We start from the raw sequence: 16,885 nt of genomic DNA on the forward strand, positions 1-16,885 counted from the left end.
ATAATCCGCCGACAAGACAAACAACGCTTTTGTCGCCCAAACAAGAAAAACAGGCTGGTGATGATGTTCGAGCAGTCCAGTTCCCACTCCTTCTTCCGCCTGCGCGAAAGTGCGTTCTGGGCTACGGCCGTGGAACAGACGCTCAAGCAGTATGACCTCTCGCTGCGCCACTCCAGCGTTGGCGGCTGCCTGTTCAGTGAGCAATTTGAAGCGGAAGGGTTTATCGACCAGCAGTTCTGCTCGCTGATCTGGAGTGAAGCGACGCGCATTGCTGACGACCCGCTGCTGGGGCTGCGAATGCACCGCGTATTCAGCCCAACCGCGTTCAATACTCTAGCGCTGGCAGCCTCTGCCTCACCGACCATCGGCGACGCACTGAACCTGCTCACCCGCTACTTCCCTATCGTCAGCACGCAGTTAACGCTGAAGGTTGAAATGCAGGAAGACACCGTACAGCTGCTGCTGCGGCCTATCGGCGAGACCCACCCGCAACATATGGCGTCCATTACCGGCTACCTGGCACGCTACTTTACCCGGATAGACCTGGACGGTGAGGGACTGTTGTTCGCTATTCAGTTGGCAGATCACCATCAACTGCACGAACACAGCTGCAAGCAGCTGTTGAAGAACCAGGTGGTGAGCTTTGCCGACCACTATACCCTGTCACTCAAACGCGCCCTGCTGAGCAAAACGCTGCCCACCGCCTCCAGCCTGCTGTTGCCCAAGCTGACCGAGATTCTGCAACACATGCTCGCGACGCTGCCCAGCAGCGCACTGTCTGAGCAGGTCAAGCGACGCATTCACCTGCTGCTTGGCTCGGGCGACATCAGTGCCGAGAGGGTGGCTGGGCCGATGAATATCAGCCAGCGCCACCTGCGCCGCAAACTCAGCCAGGAGGGTACCTCCTACGAGCAACTGGCCGATGAAGTACGCCGGGAGGCGGCGCTGCGAATGATTACTGACGGCCAGTTATCGTTGACCAGCATTGCCTACGAGCTGGGCTTTCTGGACCCCAGCAGCTTTACCCGCGCCTTTCGCCGCTGGACCGACATGAGCCCGACCGCCTACCGCCGCGAGCTCAGCAAAAAAAGTCCCGCTGCCAGTTGAGCCGCCGCCGTTATTCCGGCTTGATAAACAGCAAGGTCATGCGATCGCTTTCCCCAATCGCCAGATAGCGCGCGCGATCCTTGTCGCCCAGGCGCAGCGTAGGTGGCAGCGTCCAGACACCCTCGGGGTGATCGGTTGAATCTTGTACGTTCTGGTTTACCGGGCTGACCGATACCAGCTCGAAGCCTGCCGCCTCGGCCAGCTCCCGCACCTTGGATTCGGTCACGTAACCGGTTTTGATCATTTCTTCCAGGCTGGTGCCGGCACGGGCCTGATGCTCGACCACACCCAGCATGCCGCCCGGCTTGAGCGCCGCATAGAACTTGTCAAACACCTGCGCCGCCTGCTCCTCACCCGCCTTCAGCCAGTTGTGTACATTGCGGAAGGTCAGCACGCGATCGGCTGAGCCCGGCGCTGCGATAGGCACCTTGGGATCGTAATTGAGGGTGGTCAGCTCGACCTTGTCGTAGACATCCGGCGCGTCGGCCATTTTCTGTTCATACTCGGCGCGCGAGCGACGATAAAACGCAACGTCCGACTCGGCATCAAAGTGCGCCGCGATCAGCTTGCCGTCATCACGCAACAGCGGCGCGAGAATCTCGCTATACCAGCCACCGCCAGGCCAGATCTCGATCACCGTCTGCTGCGGCGTGATACCAAAGAACGCGAGCGTGCGCTCCGGGTTGCGATAGGCATCGCGCATCACGTTGTTGATGCCCCGCGCGGTACTGCCGACCGCGGCATGCAGCGCCTGCTGCTGGGCCTGAGTAATCTGCGGCGGTGAGACCGCGTCCTGCGCCAATGCCGAGCAACTGAACAGCATCGCCCCGGCAGCTATCCAAAGACCTTTCATCATGCTTCTCCTGCAGCAATGGAAAAATGTGAGCACAGGCCGGGCGTACCCGGCGATAGCTGTTGTGACAAAGCTGATTCGCAATGGTGCCCCCACTATGAAAACATCAGCGCCGGCTGTAACAAAGCCGGTCATGCATGCTCTACTCTGTAAGTAGTCATCGATGAGGAGCCCTCCGTGCTGGATACCCTGCCGCTGTTGAACCGTCTGGACTTTCCGCCGATCCGGCGGCGTGCGCTGGAGACCCTGCAGGTCAACCTGACCTACCAGTGCAATCAGCGTTGCCTGCACTGCCATGTGAATGCCGGCCCCACCCGCACCGAAGCCATGAGCGACGCGGTCATTGCTGACCTTTATCAGGTGCTGGACGCCCATTCGGTCAAGACGCTCGACCTTACCGGCGGCGCCCCGGAAATGCATCCGCGCTTTCGTGACATAGTGCGGCACGCCCGCGCTGAGGGCATCGAGGTCATCGACCGCTGCAACCTGACCATCCTCAGTGAACCGGGTTACGAGTATCTGGCCGAGTTTCTCGCGGAGAACAAAGTGCAGGTCTCTGCCTCACTACCCTGCTACTCGCGTGACAACGTCGACCAACAACGCGGCGATGGCGTGTTCGAGCGCAGCATTCAGGGCCTGTTGCAACTCAACCGATTGGGCTACGGCAAACCGGACAGCGGCCTGGAGCTCAACCTGGTGTACAACCCGCAAGGCCCCAGCTTGCCGCCGCCCCAGGCTGCCTTGCAGGCCGATTACAAGGCGCACCTGCAAGAAGACTTCGGCATTGTCTTCAGCCAGCTGTTTACCATCACCAACCAACCCATCGCGCGCTTCGGCAGCACCCTCGCCAGCCGGGGGCAGTTCAACGATTATATGCAGCTACTGCGCGACAACTTCAGCGCTGCAAACCTGCCGGGCCTGATGTGCCGCAACACCATCAGTGTGGATTGGCGCGGCCATTTGTACGACTGCGATTTCAACCAGATGCTTGATCTCGACATGCCGATCATCGCCAAGGACCGCCCACACCTGCGCCAACTCGCCACCCAGACGCTGGAAGGCTTGCCGATTGCCACCCGCGATCATTGCTTTGCCTGTACCGCCGGCCAGGGCTCCAGCTGTGGCGGCGTCATCAGCTAAGCCACCCACTTATTTGCAGTTAGACCACTGACAGGAAACGTCATATGGCGATCAGCAGCATGACCGGCCTCTTTTTCTGGGGATTTCTTTTTGCCTACGGCGCGCTCATGTACGCGCTGTCACCGCGCAGCGTCACCCTGGGCGGCTTTTTCAACGGCGAAGACAGCCAGGGCCGCCCCGCCTCGCCGTTACTGCTGACCATCAGCATTTTCATCAGCTGGATTTTCGCCAAGTCGGTCACCAACGCCGCAAACCTAGGGGCCGAGTTTGGCCTGGTGGGCGGCCTGGCTTACGCCACTTACTGGCTGTCTATTCCCTTGTGTGGCTACGTCATCTATCGCCTGCGCCGCCGCTTTGGCGCCACCAGCATGGTCAGTTTTCTGACCAGCAACTACGGCCGCGCCGCCGCCCTGGCCTTCTCGGCGGCAATTCTCATCCGCCTGTTCAACGAGGTTTGGAGCAACACCGCCGTGGTCGGCGGTTACTATGGCGAAAGCGGCAGTACGCCTTTTATCGTCGCCGCGCTGTTGTTTACCGCCGTGACCCTGGCCTACAGCCTGCGCGGCGGACTGCGCAGCTCGATTCTGACCGACGCCGCCCAGGCCGCTATTTTCGTGGTGGCGCTGGTGTGGGTGCTGGGGCTGGTATTGCCCAATCACTCTGCAGCCGAGTTGCGCAGCACCAGCAACTGGGCGATGAACGCCGGGGTCGATCTGTTTCTGGTCGCCTGCCTGCAGCTGTTTAGCTACCCCTTCCACGATCCGGTGTTGACCGACCGTGGCTTTATCAGCGAAGAAAAGTCCATGCTGCGTGCCTTTACCCTCGCCGGCGTGCTGGGCTTTATCGCCATTCTGGCCTTCAGCCTGATTGGCGTACACGCCAGCCTCAGCGGCCTTGAGGCGTCCGGCAACGTACCGGCGGCGCTGGCCCGCAGCATGGGCGTAGGCGCCCTGATCGTGATGACGCTGGTGATGATCTCCGCCGCCGGCTCCACGCTCGACTCCACCTTTTCTAGCCTCGCCCGCCTGACGGGTCGCGAATTGCCAGCCCTGGCCGGCCGCAATCTCGGGCAGAAGGCCATCGCCGTCGGCATGACCGCCATGCTGCTGTTTGCCGTGCTGGGCAACCTGCCCATGTTGGCCGGCACCGATATTCTCAAGGCCACCACCATCAGCGGCACCATGGTCATGGGCCTGGCGCCGGTATTTCTGTTGCACGGGCTGGTACGGCCCACTGCGCTGGGTTTTCACCTGGGTTTCTGGTGCGGTCTGCTGCTGGGCGTCGCCCTGACCGTCGGCTGGATACCTGACAGCTGGGCCATAGGTGATGGCCGCTACGCCCTGCTGCTGGGCACCAACCTGTACGGTTTACTGCTGTGCACCGCTGCGTACCTGCTCAGTGGCCTGCGGAGGCGAGTATGACCCCCGGTCGCAGTTGCCCGCTGGACTATCAACTGCCCGCAAACGCCTTCCGCGGTGAGCCCGCGTTCGAGTGCGACACCCTGTATGTGGTGGGCGGTCTGTACGGTAACGAGCAGGCACTGGCCGCGCTGCACAAGCGCTTGCTGCGCGAGCCATTGGCAAAGGTGGTGTTCAATGGCGACGCGCACTGGTTCGACGCAGAGCCGGGCCTGTTCAGCCGTATCGAGCAGCAACTAACGCCCCACCTGCTGCTGCGCGGCAACGTGGAGACCGAACTCGGCCGTCCTGGAACCGGCGAGCATGGCTGCGGCTGCGCCTATCCCGACGACGTACCCGAGCAGGCTGTCGCCTGGTCCAACGCCATCCATCAACGGCTCACCGCTGCGGTGCGCCAGCTGCCTGGTATGCCAGAGCAACTCGCCGCCCGCCCGGCCACCGCCCTGGTCAGTGTTGGCGGGCAGCGCGTGGCCATCAGCCATGGCGACGAGCAGTCACTGGCGGGCTGGCAATGCGACCGTCAGGCGCTGCGCTCGGCCGAACGGCAACAAGAGATTGGCCGCTGGTGTGAGCAACAACAGATCAGCGTGCTGACCACCAGTCACACCTGCTCGCCGGCCGCACTGGCCAGCGAGCATTGGGCGGTAATCAATAACGGCGCCGCCGGCATGCCCAACTTCAACAACGGTTGCTATGGATTGGTCACACGCATTGCGGCGCAGCCCAGCATGGCAGCCTTGTATCGCGCGCAGGTGGCTGGATTGTATATCGAGGCGATCCCGCTTAATTACGATAACCAGGCGTTTCTCGCCGAGTTTGACCGCCAATGGCCAGCAGGCAGCCCCGCGGCCCTGTCGTACCGCGAACGCATTACCCAAGGCACCGCCGAGCAACCGCTAGACGCCCTGCTCGGCGGCTTCACGCTGGCCAGCACTTTATGCGCCCTGGAGGCCCACTTCGTATGAACCTCAAGAAAGCCGCTGTGTTGCTCGCGCTCGTGGCGCTGATCGTTGCGTTCTTTGTGTTCGACCTGAACCAGTATTTCAGCCTGGACGCGATCAAGGCGCAGCAGCAAAACCTCAATGCCCAGGTAACGGCTAATCCGCTGCTGGCGGGCGGCCTGTTCTTTCTCGCCTATGTCGCGGTCACCGCCTTGTCGTTGCCGGGGGCTGCGCTGATGACCCTGGCCGGCGGCGCGCTTTTCGGCCTGGGCTGGGGCCTGTTGCTGGTTTCCTTCGCCTCCAGCCTGGGCGCGACCCTGGCCATGCTGATCAGCCGTTTCATGCTGCGCGACTGGGTACAAAGCCGCTTTGGCCGCCGCCTGAAGCCTTTGAATGAGGGTATCGAACGCGAAGGCGCGTTTTACCTGTTCGCGTTGCGCCTGGTGCCGGCCTTCCCCTTCTTCATGATCAACCTGGCCATGGGCCTGACCGCCATCAAGGCACGCACCTTCTGGTGGGTAAGCCAGCTGGGCATGCTGCCCGGCACCTTTGTGTATGTGAACGCCGGGCGGGAGCTGAGCCAGCTCGAATCGCTTGGCGGCATACTCTCGCCCGGCGTGATCGGCGCCTTCGTGCTACTTGGCGTATTTCCGCTGATCGCACGCAAGATACTCGACCAGATCAAGGCCCGACGCGTGTACCGCGGCTGGCAGAAGCCCAAACAGTTTGATCGTAACCTGGTGGTGATCGGCGCCGGCAGTGGCGGCCTGGTCAGCGCCTATATAGCCGCCGCGGTCAAAGCCGAGGTCAGCCTGATCGAAAAGCACGCCATGGGCGGCGATTGCCTGAATACCGGCTGCGTACCCTCCAAGGCACTGATCCGCTCGGCGCGACTGGCCGCAGAAGTAAAACGCGCCACCGCACTCGGCTATACCAACGCCAGCGCGACCGTAGACTTTGCCCGGGTGATGGAGCGCGTACAGCGGGTCATCACCGACATCGAACCGCACGACTCGCCCGAACGCTACCGCGAACTGGGCGTGGATGTGATTCAGGGCGCCGCACGCATTACCTCGCCCTGGAGCGTCGAAGTGGCTGGGCAAACCCTGACCACACGCAACATCATCATCGCCGCCGGCGGCCGCCCGGTGATGCCGCCGATCCCCGGTCTGGACCAGGTGCCCGCCTACACATCAGATACCCTCTGGGGCCTGCGCGAACAGCCCGCGCGCTTGCTGGTACTGGGCGGCGGCCCGATTGGCTGCGAGCTGGCGCAGGCCTTTCAGCGGCTCGGCACACAGGTTATTCAGGTCGAACAAGGCGAGCGCCTGCTGGCCAACGAGGACGAAGACGCCAGCGAGCTGGTAAGCCTGGCGCTACGCAGTGAAGGCGTAGACCTGCGCCTGCGGCATAAGGCCGAGCGTTTTGAACAAGGCGAACAGGGAGCACTGTTACAGGCACGGCAGTTGGACAGCGACGAGCTGGTCACAATCGAGTTTGACGCCGCACTGGTTGCCGTGGGCCGCAAAGCCAACACCCAAGGCTATGGCGCAGAAGAGCTGGGGCTGAAACTACGCGATAACGGCACGCTGGACACCAATGAGTACCTGGCCACGCGCTTCCCCAATATCTATGCGGTGGGCGATGTCACCGGCCCTTATCAGTTTACCCACGCGGCCGCGCATCAGGCCTGGTACGCCGCCGTCAATGCGTTGTTCGGCAGCTTCAAGCGCTTCAAGGTGGATTACCGGGTGCTGCCACATGTGACCTTTACCGAGCCGGAAGTCGCCCGCGTGGGGCTATCCGAGAACGAGGCAAATGAGCAGGCGATCGAATTTGAAGTCACGCGCTACGGCATCGATGACCTAGACCGCGCCATCGCCGACGAAGCAGCCGAAGGCTACGTCAAGGTGCTTACCCAGCCCGGCAAGGATCGTATTCTGGGCGTGACCATCGTCGGCGCCCACGCCGGTGAGCTGATTGCCGAATACGTGCTGGCGATGAAGCACAACCTGGGCCTGAACAAGGTACTCGGCACCGTACACAGCTATCCGACCCTGGCCGAGGCCAACAAGTATGCCGCCGGCGAATGGAAACGCGCCCATGCGCCGCAAGGCCTGCTGGGCTGGGTACAGTGCTGGCACCGTTGGCGCCTGAAGTGATGGGGCATGGCATAACCGAGCCTGGAATATTGGAGCCTGGAATAACTAAGCCTGCAACACCGCCGCCAGCCCTCAGCATCGTCATACCGGCGCGCAACGAAGCGCAGCACATCGTTGCCAGCTTGCAACCGCTGCAAGGCTATCGCCCCCAGGTCGAAATCATCCTGGTAGACGGCGGCAGCAGCGATAACACCGCCGCGCTGGCTAGTCCCCTGTGTGACCGCGTGCTGCCCAGCCCGCCCGGACGTGCGCGACAGATGAACCTGGGTGCCAGCGCGGCACGCGGCGATGCGTTGTTGTTTCTGCATGCCGACACACAGTTGCCGCCCGGCTTTGCCCACCGCGTGCAAAGCAGCCTGACGGCCGGCCACCGCTGGGGCCGCTTCGATGTGCGCCTGGAGCCCGGCAGCCCCCTATTACGGTTGATTGCCTGGATGATGAACCAGCGCTCACGGCTGACGGGTGTGTGTACTGGCGATCAGGGAATTTTCGTCCAACGGCAACTTTTTGCGGAACTTGGCGGCTATGCCGACCTCCCACTTATGGAGGACATAGAGCTCAGCAAACGGCTACGCCGCCACGGTCGCCCTGCCTGTCTGCAACCTGCGTTATGCACCTCCAGCCGCCGCTGGCAACAGCACGGCACCCTGCGCACCGTAGTCCTCATGTGGTGGTTGCGCGCACTCTACTGGTTTGGCGTGTCACCGCACCGTCTGGCCAAGTGGTACTAGCTCGCTGGATAGACGGACACTGACAGAGGCCCACGCCGCATGCCCAATCGCCCTCGCCCGCTGTTGATCTTTGCCAAAGCGCCGATTCCAGGCCAGGTGAAAACCCGCCTGATCCCTGCACTGGGCGCTGAAGGTGCCTGCAATCTGTACATCAAACTGCTGCGCCACAGCCTGCAACAGACCATCGACTGGCCAGCAACGCGCTATCTCTACGCGCCGCAGACCGATCATCCACTGCTTAAACAGCTGGCCAGAGAGCATGATCTTGTGCTCTGCCAACAAGTGGGCACAGACCTGGGCAAGCGCATGACCAACGCGCTGGCCGAGCACCCCGACGGCGCCCTGTTGATCGGCAGTGATTGCCCCGACATGAACACCGCCGCGGTGCAACAGGCGAACGCCGCACTGGCCACCCACGACACCGCCATCATTCCCAGCGAAGACGGCGGCTACGTACTGATCGCTCAGCGCGAACCCAACCCCGCGCCCTTCGTCGGCATGCAGTGGAGCCATAGCAACGTCATGCGGCACACCCGCCAGCGTCTGCAGGCAGCTGAACAAAGCCTCTGGATCGGGCCAACCCTGTGGGATCTAGATGAGCCCCGCGACCTGGCCCGCTTGCCGCTGTCGTTGCGTACCGAGATCGCTGGCGCCGCCTGACCTCCTGGCGTGCCGGCCACGGTCTCGCCAGTACTGATAATACCCACCCTCCTTTATCACGCTTTTTTATACACCCCCATTCCACGCGCGGGACATTGTTCTTATTGCGTCTCGCTGACTATATGGTCAGCTGCATTGCGTCACCCGTGCATAACAACACGCTTACCAAAGCCAAGGATCCAACATGTTTGAACTCAGCCCACGCGTAAAAGAAGTAAAACAGCAAGTCGAAGCCTTCATGGATGAGCACATCTATCCCAACGAGGCCCTGTTTTACAAGCAAGTCAAAGACAACAAGTGGGGCCACCCGCCGATTCTTGAAGAGCTGAAAGCCAAGGCGCGCAGCCAGGGCCTGTGGAACATGTTCCTGCCGCACTCCGAGCGTGGCGCCGGTCTGAGCAACGAAGAGTACGCCCACCTGTGCGAAATCATGGGTCGCGTCTCCTTCGCCGGTGAAGTCTTCAACTGCAGCGCGCCGGACACCGGCAACATGGAAACCATCGAACGCTACGGCAACGAAGAGCAGAAAGAAAAGTGGCTGAAGCCACTGCTGGCCGGCGAAATTCGCTCCTGCTTCTCGATGACCGAGCCCGACGTCGCCTCCTCCGACGCCACCAACATCCAGTGCGAAATCCGCCGCGATGGCGACGAGTACGTGATCAACGGCACCAAGTGGTGGTCATCCGGAGCCCTGAACGAGCATTGCAAGATTGCCATCGTCATGGGTAAAACCGACCCCGATGCACCCAAGCACGTACAACAGAGCATGATTCTGGTGCCCCTCGACACCCCCGGCGTGACCATCGTGCGTGACCTGCACGTATTCGGATACGACCACGCGCCACACGGCCATGCCGAAATCACCTACGAGAACGTCCGTGTACCGGTCTCCAACATCCTGCTGGGCGAAGGCCGCGGCTTCGAGATCGCCCAGGGTCGCCTTGGGCCAGGCCGTATTCACCACTGCATGCGCAGCATCGGCATCGCCGAACGCGCACTGGAAGCCATGTGCCGCCGCGCCGCCGAGCGGGTTGCCTTCGGCAAGCCGCTGTACAAGCACGGCAGCACCTCAGAAGCCATCGCCAAGTCACGTTGCGAGATCGACCAGGCGCGCCTGCTGACCCTGCACGCCGCCCGCAGCATGGACCTGCACGGCAACAAGGTCGCGCGTCAGCAGATTGCCATGATCAAAGCCGTTGCGCCCACCATGGCCTGCAACGTGATCGACCGCGCCATCCAGGTTTTCGGCGCCAAGGGCGTGTGTCAGGACACTTTCCTGGCCTCTGCCTACGCCAAAGCCCGCACCCTGCGCCTGGCCGACGGCCCGGACGAGGTCCACCTGGGCACCATCGCCAAGCTGGAAATGGGGCAGTACCTTTAACCCAGCCGTAAGCGACAAGCTTCAAGCCGCAAGCTGATTTTGCCTGGCTTGCAGCTTGTTGCTTATAGCTTTTCGCTCGAGCGCAGCGAGGACTTATGAGCACACTTTTTGATTTGACCGGCAAGGTCGCCATCATTACCGGCTCGACCAAAGGCATTGGTAAGGCGATTGCCGAGGAATACGCCAAAGCTGGCGCCAAGGTGGTTATTTCCAGCCGCAAGGCGGATGTTTGCGAGCAGGTTGCCAGCGATCTGCGCGCGCAGGGGTTTGAAGCCTTGCCGGTGGCCTGCCACGTAGGCGACAAGGCGCAATTGCAGAACCTGGTTGATCAGACTATCGCGGCCTATGGCCAGATCGACATTCTGGTCTGCAACGCCGCTACCAACCCGGTTTACGGTCCCACGCACAGCGTCAGCGATGAGGCCTTCGACAAAATCATGGGCACCAACGTCAAGGGCACCTTCTGGCTGTGCAACATGGCGATTCCGCACATGGTCAAGCAGGGCGGTGGCTCTATCGTGCTGCTGTCGAGCATTGCCGGCATTCGTGCCAGCGCCAACATTGGTGTCTATGGCATGTCCAAGGCGGCCGAGGCCGGCCTGGCGCGCAACCTGTCGCTGGAATGGGGCCCGCAGAATATTCGCGTCAACTCCATTGCACCCGGCCTGATCCGCACCGACTTCGCCCAGGCCTTGCTGGACGATCCGGACCGCCTCAAGCGCGTGGAAGAAAAACTGCCGCTGCGCCGCGTGGGTGAGCCGACGGATATCGCCGGAGTAGCGCTGTTTCTGGGCTCCCAGGCAGGCGCCTACGTTACCGGACAGACCATCGTGGCCGACGGCGGCGATACCATTACCTGATAACGCCTGATTCATAAGGCTTTTCTATACGCCAGGCAGCCGCCTGGCGTGTTACTTTCTGTACAGACCCATTCACTACAGGATCACAAGATGAGCGGAGCCACCCTGATTGACGTATTGCCTGCACACCAGTTTGACGAGGCCAAATTGGCCAAGTATCTGCAGGATTACCTCCCCGGAGCCAACCAGGGCATGAAAGTCCAGCAGTTCCAGGGCGGCCAGTCCAACCCGACCTTCCTGCTGGAAATCGGTGAGAAGCGCTACGTACTGCGCAAGAAGCCACCGGGCAAACTGCTGCCCTCCGCACACATGGTCGAGCGCGAGTTCCAGGTGATCAACGCGCTGGGCAGCACTGACGTACCCGTGCCCACCGCCCACCTGCTGTGCGAAGACCCCGAGATCATCGGTACCGCGTTCTACGTCATGGATTACGTTGACGGCCGCGTCTACTCCCAGCCGCTGCTGGCCGAAGTAGCCCAGGAAGAGCGCATGCCGATCTATCAATCGATGATCGAGACCATGGGCAAGCTGCACAACGCCGACTACAAGGCCATTGGCCTGGAAGGCTACGGCAAGCCCGACAACTACATTGCCCGTCAGCTCAAGCGCTGGGGCGGCCAGTTTGAGGCCAGCCGCACCGACGACATGCCCGCCATGGACGCGCTGATGAAGTGGCTGCCGGAAAACATCCCCGCCGACGACAGCACCACCATCGCCCACGGCGACTTCCGCATCGGCAACCTGATGGTGCACCCCACCGAGTCCAGGATCGTCTCGATCCTCGACTGGGAACTGGCCACCCTGGGCCACCCGCTGTCGGATCTGGCCTACTGCTGCCTGCCCTACCACATGCCGCTGAACGTCGATGGCGCCAAGGGCCTGGCCGGTGCCGATCTGAAATCCCTCGGCCTGCCGGAAGAGCAGCAAGTGCTGGACTGGTATTGCCAGTACACCGGCCGCAGCGGTGTGCCGGACTGGAACTTCTACCTGGCCTTCTCGCTGTTCCGTCTGGCCGCCATTGTGCAGGGCGTGTATCACCGCGCGCTGCAGGGCAACGCCAGCAACGCCGACGCTCTGGAAGTCGGCAAACGCGCCGGGCTGCTCGCCCAGCGCGGCTGGGAAATTGCCCAGAGCAAGTAAGCAGCACTACCCTAGCGGGGCACCTGATCAGGTGCCCCGCCTTGTTTCCGACCTACAAACTTCGCCAAGGAATCCTGATGTCCAAGCCCATCAAGCGCGTACTGCTGACCAACGATGACGGTTGGCGCGGCCCCGGCCTGAAAGTGCTGGAGGAAATTGCCGCGCAGATCGCCGAAGAGGTCTGGATAGTCTCACCCGACCTGGACCAGAGCGGCGTCTCCATGTCGATCTCGGTTCACCACCCGCTGCGCGTGCATCACTTTGAAGAGCGCCGCTTCAGCGTCAGCGGCACGCCAAGCGACTGCGTGCTGTTGGGCGTGGCCGAGCTGATGCCCGAGAAGCCCGACCTGGTGCTCTCCGGCGTCAACCACGGCGCCAATATCAGCGACTCGGTGGCCTACTCCGGCACCATCGGCGGCGCCCTCACCGGCACCCTGCTGGGTATCCCTGCCATTGCACTCAGCCAGGCCTATCACGCCGGCGTGCCCACCGAATGGGATACCGCCCGCGAGTACGGTGGCAAACTGGTGCGCGAACTGCTGGCCGAAGGCTGGCCGGAAGACTGCGCCATGAATATCAACTTCCCCGCCTTGCCGCCCAGGATGGTGCGTGGCGTAGCGATTTGCCGGCCACAGCGTGGCAGTATCGGTGGTGTCAATATCGAACGCCGGGAAGACACCCGCGGGGTGCCCTACTACTGGCTCGGTTTTCAGCGCCAGACCGAAAAGGTCACCGGCCTGCAATCCGATGTGGGCGCCCTGCGTGAAGGCATGATCAGTCTGTCGCCGGTGCGCATCGAGCGCGACATCGCCAGCAGCTGGCAGGTCGATACTGGCGTCATGGCCAGCAGCATCGGCATAGACGTGACCCAGGCCAACAGCCCGTCACCCAACAGCGACGTCAGCATCGATCACTAACAACCGGGGTGTGGCGGTCGCCGCACTCGCTTACAACGCAACGCAGCAGAGGACAGGAACCATGCAACGCTTTGATAACAAGATTGCCCTGATCACCGGCGCCGGCAGCGGCATCGGCCGCGCCACCGCCAAACGTCTGGCCAGCGAAGGCGCCAAGCTCATGCTGGTCGACCGCAACGCCGAAGGCCTGCAACAGACCCTCAGCGAGCTGCCTGCCGGCACCGAGGTGCAGCACCGCACACTGGACGTCTCTGAAGAAGCCGCCGTTGAACAGTGCGTGGCCGAGACCATCAGCCACTACGGCAGCCTGGATGTGCTCTGCAACAACGCCGGTATTGCCGGTGGTGATTACAGCGGCGCCCCCGAGCAAAGCCTGGACACCTGGCAGAAGATTATCGGCGTCAATCTGTACGGCGTCATGCTGTTCACCAAGTACGCCTCGCGGCAAATGCTCAAACAGGGCAAGGGCGCCATCGTCAACACCGCCTCCGTGGCCGGCATTCGCTCAGGCGCCGGCGGCAATGCCTACAGCGCCTCCAAGGCCGGCGTCATCAACTTCACCATGACCTCAGCCTGCGACCTCGGCGGCTCCGGCATTCGCGTTAACGCTGTGTGCCCCGGCCTGATCGAAACCGGCATGACCGCACCGGTCTTCGACTACGCCCGCAGCAACAAGAAGGAAGACAAGCTGGGTTCGCGCTGCGAGCTGCGCCGCTATGGCCGCCCGGAAGAGATCGCCGGCGCCATTGCCTTCCTTGCCAGCGACGATGCCAGCTACGTTACCGGCCAGGCCCTGGCGGTAGACGGCGGTAATACAGCTTCGCTGAATCTGCCTGGTATGAAATTCTAACTATCGGTTATATCTCGCCTGCTGGCCGGCAGCACTTGCTGCCGGCCAACGGAAGTCGGACACTGAACGCTGACAAGCCACCACAGCAGCGTACACGCCCATGTCTACCCAACCCCTTGCCATCGACTACATCACCGGCCATTGCTCCCTTGGCGGCCTGCTGCTGGGCGCCTGCGAGCTGGGCTTCTGCGCCATACTGCTGGGAGACGACGACGAAAGCCTGCTGCAGGATCTGCAACGGCGCTTCCCTGGCGCCAGTCTGCAGGCCAATCCGGACCGCCTGCGTGCCGACATGCAGCAACTGCTGGCCTTTATCGAACGCCCGCGTCAGCCGCTGGAGCTCAGCATGCCGCTGAACGCCATCGGCACCGCCTTTCAACAGCACGTATGGGAAGAACTGCAGCAGGTCAGCAATGGCCACACCATCAGTTACAGCGACCTGGCCGGCCGCCTCGGCAAGCCCAAGGCCACCCGCGCTGTGGCCAGCGCCTGCGCTGCCAACCCGCTAGCCATAGTCGTGCCCTGCCACCGCGTACTGCGCAGCGATGGCGACATCTCCGGCTACCGCTGGGGCGTAGCGCGCAAACGAGAACTGCTGCGCCGGGAGGCGGCCTTTGCAGAACAGCCTTGATCTCTTCGCCCCGCCGCCCGCAGAACCCATTGCCATTGGCCCCGATGCCTGGCTGCTGAAGGGCTTTGCCCACGCGCAGGCAGATGAGCTGTTCGCGCAGATTGGCCAGATCGAGCAGCAAGTTGCCTTTCGTCATCAGGTCACTCCCGGCGGCCACGCCATGTCATCCGCCCAATGCAGCTGCGGCACCTATGGCTGGGTGACCGACAAGCGTGGTTATCGCTATACCCGTGAAGACCCGTTGACCGGCCAGCCCTGGCCCGCCATGCCCGCCTCGTTTCGCGAGCTGGCGGTGCAGGCTGCTGCGCGCGTGGGCTTTGCGGGCTTTGATCCGCAGTCGTGTTTGATAAACAAGTATCAGACCGGCGCCAGTATGGGCTTGCATCAGGACAAGGACGAGCAGGACCTGGCGGCACCTATTGTGTCGGTGACCCTGGGCGCGCCCATCAAGTTCTTGTTTGGCGGATTGCTGCGGTCGGACAAACCCAGCCGGTGGCTGTTGGAGCATGGGGATGTAGTGGTGTGGGGTGGGGTTAGTCGGCTTTTCTTTCATGGGGTGGCGCCGCTTGGCAAGAAAGCTGTGCATCCGGTTACCGGAGCGGTTCGGTATAACCTGACTTTTCGGCGGGTGTTGAGTTAGGCCTGCCTTGCACTGGCTCGTTATCGCTTTTCGCCTCTAGGCGAGTCAGAGGGGAATGCTTGCCCATTCCCCTCTAACAACTCCCCTGGGCACCCAGCTGCGCGGCCCTGCGGGTTCGCTGCGTTGCTCGATCTGCCGGGGGCACTTGCAAACTCGGCGCTACGCACCTCAGACACCGCAAGCGCCTTTTTCCCGGCAGTTCTGCGCTACTCGCCCGCTCAGATGGGAATTTGTGGTCCGTGCAAGATTAGGGTCGTGTTGAAAATTACAATGAAAAATCCAATCACCGGCTCTCAGATCCCACATCATTGAAAGCAGCTTTGCGCTGCTCAGTCGCAGGCGCCCTGGAAGCCACCCCCCCGCGCACATCGCCGCAAAAACTATCGCCAACATTCGCTTGAACAGCCGCTCAAGTTGGCCGCCAAGAGCCCCTATATCGCAACCGCCTGAGCCCCGGCCCCACCTAGGGTCGAGAAACTTAATAGCGACCGGCGTGTCCGATTTTCAAGGCCGCATCGATCGTCTCGATCAGCAGCACCTTTATCCAATTGCGCTATCACCGCAAGAGCAGTGCCCAAAACCAGCCTCCTGCGGGAGCGCTAAGCTGGTTATTTTATGTGCAAACACAGCGTCAGTACAGGCCGCTCTCCTGCGGTTACGACAACAGTAGCCGTTAGCTTTCTGTTGCGTGTCGCGCACTAAACAAGTCGAGCCTGTCATGGGTATCAGGTAGAGCCAAGGACGAATTATGAACGGATTTTTGACATGGCTAGGACGACGTGAAATAGCCTTCTGGGTATTGCTGGTAATGCTGACGGGGTCATTGTGGCTGTTCATGAGCGTCGCCGATGAGGTGATGGAAGGCGAAACGCTTGAGTTGGACAAAAGCATATTGCTGTCACTGCGTAACCCAGCCGACCATGAAGACCCGCTTGGGCCGCCCTGGCTTGAACAGGTAGGGCACGACATTACGGCATTGGGTGGCAACACCGTCCTTACCCTGCTCAGCATCTGGGTTATCGTCTTTCTGGTACTGGTCCAGAAGCGCGAACTGGCACTGGTCGTGCTGCTGGCGACCGGTGGCGCCTTGATCGCCAGCCTCTTGCTTAAAAGTGGTTTTGATCGCGCCAGACCCGATCTGGTGACGCATGCCACCCAGGTTTATACCTCCAGCTTCCCCAGCAGCCATTCCATGCTGTCTGCCAGTGCCTACCTCACGCTCGGCGCCTTGCTTGCGCAATTTCAAACGAGCCGGCGGGTCAAAGCGCTCATCATGTTTACCTCGGTGTTGCTCACGCTGTTGATCGGTGTCAGCCGCATTTACCTCGGCGTGCACTGGCCTACTGATGTCGTCGCAGGCTGGACGGTTGGTGCCGCCTGGGCGTTGATGTGCTGGTATATCTCTCGACAGTTTGTACACCAGAAAATAGACAGCAAACTAAGGGAGTAACTGG

Annotated in this window: 16 protein-coding genes; 15 read left to right on the forward strand and 1 reads right to left on the reverse strand. The window is 61.7% G+C overall.

From position 1 onward, the window contains the following. Positions 1-63 precede the first annotated feature (63 nt). Positions 64-1,107 carry an AraC family transcriptional regulator gene (locus tag BLU26_RS05770; protein WP_172830641.1) on the forward strand — a complete coding sequence of 348 codons (1,044 nt, stop codon included), beginning with the start codon at positions 64-66 and terminating at the stop codon, positions 1,105-1,107. 10 nt (positions 1,108-1,117) lie between these two features. On the opposite strand, the gene BLU26_RS05775 is transcribed toward BLU26_RS05770, so the two are convergent. Next, positions 1,118-1,963, reverse strand: a complete 846-nt coding sequence (locus tag BLU26_RS05775; RefSeq protein WP_092284694.1) for a class I SAM-dependent methyltransferase — start codon at positions 1,961-1,963, stop codon at positions 1,118-1,120. Between the two features lie 174 nt (positions 1,964-2,137). Here BLU26_RS05775 and arsS point away from each other — a divergent pair, with 174 nt between their 5' ends. The 14 genes from arsS (at position 2,138) to BLU26_RS05845 (ending at position 16,881) form a co-directional block, all read left to right on the forward strand. After that, the gene (gene arsS / locus BLU26_RS05780) at positions 2,138-3,100 is read left to right on the forward strand and encodes an arsenosugar biosynthesis radical SAM (seleno)protein ArsS (RefSeq protein ID WP_092284696.1); all 963 of its coding nucleotides are present in this window, start codon (positions 2,138-2,140) and stop codon (positions 3,098-3,100) included. 50 nt (positions 3,101-3,150) lie between these two features. Further along, positions 3,151-4,521, forward strand: coding sequence for a sodium:solute symporter (locus tag BLU26_RS05785; RefSeq protein WP_407920346.1), 1,371 nt, complete (start codon positions 3,151-3,153; stop codon positions 4,519-4,521). Then, on the forward strand, positions 4,518-5,483 hold the full coding sequence (locus BLU26_RS05790) for a hypothetical protein (RefSeq protein WP_092284700.1): 966 nt from the start codon (positions 4,518-4,520) through the stop codon (positions 5,481-5,483). The genes BLU26_RS05785 and BLU26_RS05790 overlap by 4 nt, the downstream gene beginning before the upstream one ends. Continuing rightward, positions 5,480-7,621 carry an FAD-dependent oxidoreductase gene (locus BLU26_RS05795; RefSeq protein ID WP_092284702.1) on the forward strand — a complete coding sequence of 714 codons (2,142 nt, stop codon included), beginning with the start codon at positions 5,480-5,482 and terminating at the stop codon, positions 7,619-7,621. Before BLU26_RS05790 ends, BLU26_RS05795 begins: the two co-directional genes overlap by 4 nt. A gap of 29 nt (positions 7,622-7,650) precedes the next feature. Then, the gene (locus tag BLU26_RS05800; RefSeq protein WP_231702011.1) at positions 7,651-8,352 is read left to right on the forward strand and encodes a TIGR04283 family arsenosugar biosynthesis glycosyltransferase; all 702 of its coding nucleotides are present in this window, start codon (positions 7,651-7,653) and stop codon (positions 8,350-8,352) included. A 39-nt stretch (positions 8,353-8,391) separates the two neighbouring features. After that, positions 8,392-9,012, forward strand: coding sequence for a TIGR04282 family arsenosugar biosynthesis glycosyltransferase (locus BLU26_RS05805; protein ID WP_092284706.1), 621 nt, complete (start codon positions 8,392-8,394; stop codon positions 9,010-9,012). Between the two features lie 184 nt (positions 9,013-9,196). Continuing rightward, positions 9,197-10,393 (forward strand): acyl-CoA dehydrogenase family protein, encoded by a 1,197-nt coding sequence (locus BLU26_RS05810; RefSeq protein ID WP_092284708.1) that lies wholly within the window; start codon positions 9,197-9,199, stop codon positions 10,391-10,393. Positions 10,394-10,488: 95 nt separating this feature from the next. Continuing rightward, positions 10,489-11,253 (forward strand): SDR family NAD(P)-dependent oxidoreductase, encoded by a 765-nt coding sequence (locus tag BLU26_RS05815; RefSeq protein ID WP_092284710.1) that lies wholly within the window; start codon positions 10,489-10,491, stop codon positions 11,251-11,253. Between the two features lie 90 nt (positions 11,254-11,343). Continuing rightward, on the forward strand, positions 11,344-12,393 hold the full coding sequence (locus BLU26_RS05820; protein WP_092284712.1) for a phosphotransferase: 1,050 nt from the start codon (positions 11,344-11,346) through the stop codon (positions 12,391-12,393). A gap of 77 nt (positions 12,394-12,470) precedes the next feature. Then, positions 12,471-13,310, forward strand: a complete 840-nt coding sequence (gene surE / locus BLU26_RS05825) for a 5'/3'-nucleotidase SurE (protein ID WP_092284714.1) — start codon at positions 12,471-12,473, stop codon at positions 13,308-13,310. Positions 13,311-13,371: 61 nt separating this feature from the next. Further along, the gene (locus BLU26_RS05830; RefSeq protein ID WP_092284716.1) at positions 13,372-14,160 is read left to right on the forward strand and encodes an SDR family NAD(P)-dependent oxidoreductase; all 789 of its coding nucleotides are present in this window, start codon (positions 13,372-13,374) and stop codon (positions 14,158-14,160) included. Between the two features lie 100 nt (positions 14,161-14,260). Beyond that, on the forward strand, positions 14,261-14,791 hold the full coding sequence (locus BLU26_RS05835; protein ID WP_092284718.1) for a methylated-DNA--[protein]-cysteine S-methyltransferase: 531 nt from the start codon (positions 14,261-14,263) through the stop codon (positions 14,789-14,791). Beyond that, positions 14,775-15,431 (forward strand): DNA oxidative demethylase AlkB, encoded by a 657-nt coding sequence (gene alkB, locus BLU26_RS05840; protein WP_092284720.1) that lies wholly within the window; start codon positions 14,775-14,777, stop codon positions 15,429-15,431. Before BLU26_RS05835 ends, alkB begins: the two co-directional genes overlap by 17 nt. 748 nt (positions 15,432-16,179) lie before the next feature. Next, on the forward strand, positions 16,180-16,881 hold the full coding sequence (locus tag BLU26_RS05845) for a phosphatase PAP2 family protein (protein ID WP_092284722.1): 702 nt from the start codon (positions 16,180-16,182) through the stop codon (positions 16,879-16,881). Positions 16,882-16,885 lie beyond the last annotated feature (4 nt).

It is taken from the genome of Halopseudomonas sabulinigri (assembly GCF_900105255.1).
Taxonomy (GTDB): domain Bacteria; phylum Pseudomonadota; class Gammaproteobacteria; order Pseudomonadales; family Pseudomonadaceae; genus Halopseudomonas; species Halopseudomonas sabulinigri.

Excerpts from the sequence above, each read along its gene's own strand:
- BLU26_RS05770 (WP_172830641.1), top strand. The coding sequence starts at position 64 with ATGTTCGAGCAGTCCAGTTCCCACTCCTTCTTCCGCCTGCGCGAAAGT.
- BLU26_RS05775 (WP_092284694.1), bottom strand. The coding sequence starts at position 1,963 with ATGATGAAAGGTCTTTGGATAGCTGCCGGGGCGATGCTGTTCAGTTGC.
- BLU26_RS05790 (WP_092284700.1), top strand. The coding sequence starts at position 4,518 with ATGACCCCCGGTCGCAGTTGCCCGCTGGACTATCAACTGCCCGCAAAC.
- BLU26_RS05795 (WP_092284702.1), top strand. The coding sequence starts at position 5,480 with ATGAACCTCAAGAAAGCCGCTGTGTTGCTCGCGCTCGTGGCGCTGATC.
- BLU26_RS05805 (WP_092284706.1), top strand. The coding sequence starts at position 8,392 with ATGCCCAATCGCCCTCGCCCGCTGTTGATCTTTGCCAAAGCGCCGATT.
- BLU26_RS05810 (WP_092284708.1), top strand. The coding sequence starts at position 9,197 with ATGTTTGAACTCAGCCCACGCGTAAAAGAAGTAAAACAGCAAGTCGAA.
- BLU26_RS05815 (WP_092284710.1), top strand. The coding sequence starts at position 10,489 with ATGAGCACACTTTTTGATTTGACCGGCAAGGTCGCCATCATTACCGGC.
- BLU26_RS05820 (WP_092284712.1), top strand. The coding sequence starts at position 11,344 with ATGAGCGGAGCCACCCTGATTGACGTATTGCCTGCACACCAGTTTGAC.
- surE (WP_092284714.1), top strand. The coding sequence starts at position 12,471 with ATGTCCAAGCCCATCAAGCGCGTACTGCTGACCAACGATGACGGTTGG.
- BLU26_RS05830 (WP_092284716.1), top strand. The coding sequence starts at position 13,372 with ATGCAACGCTTTGATAACAAGATTGCCCTGATCACCGGCGCCGGCAGC.
- BLU26_RS05835 (WP_092284718.1), top strand. The coding sequence starts at position 14,261 with ATGTCTACCCAACCCCTTGCCATCGACTACATCACCGGCCATTGCTCC.
- BLU26_RS05845 (WP_092284722.1), top strand. The coding sequence starts at position 16,180 with ATGAACGGATTTTTGACATGGCTAGGACGACGTGAAATAGCCTTCTGG.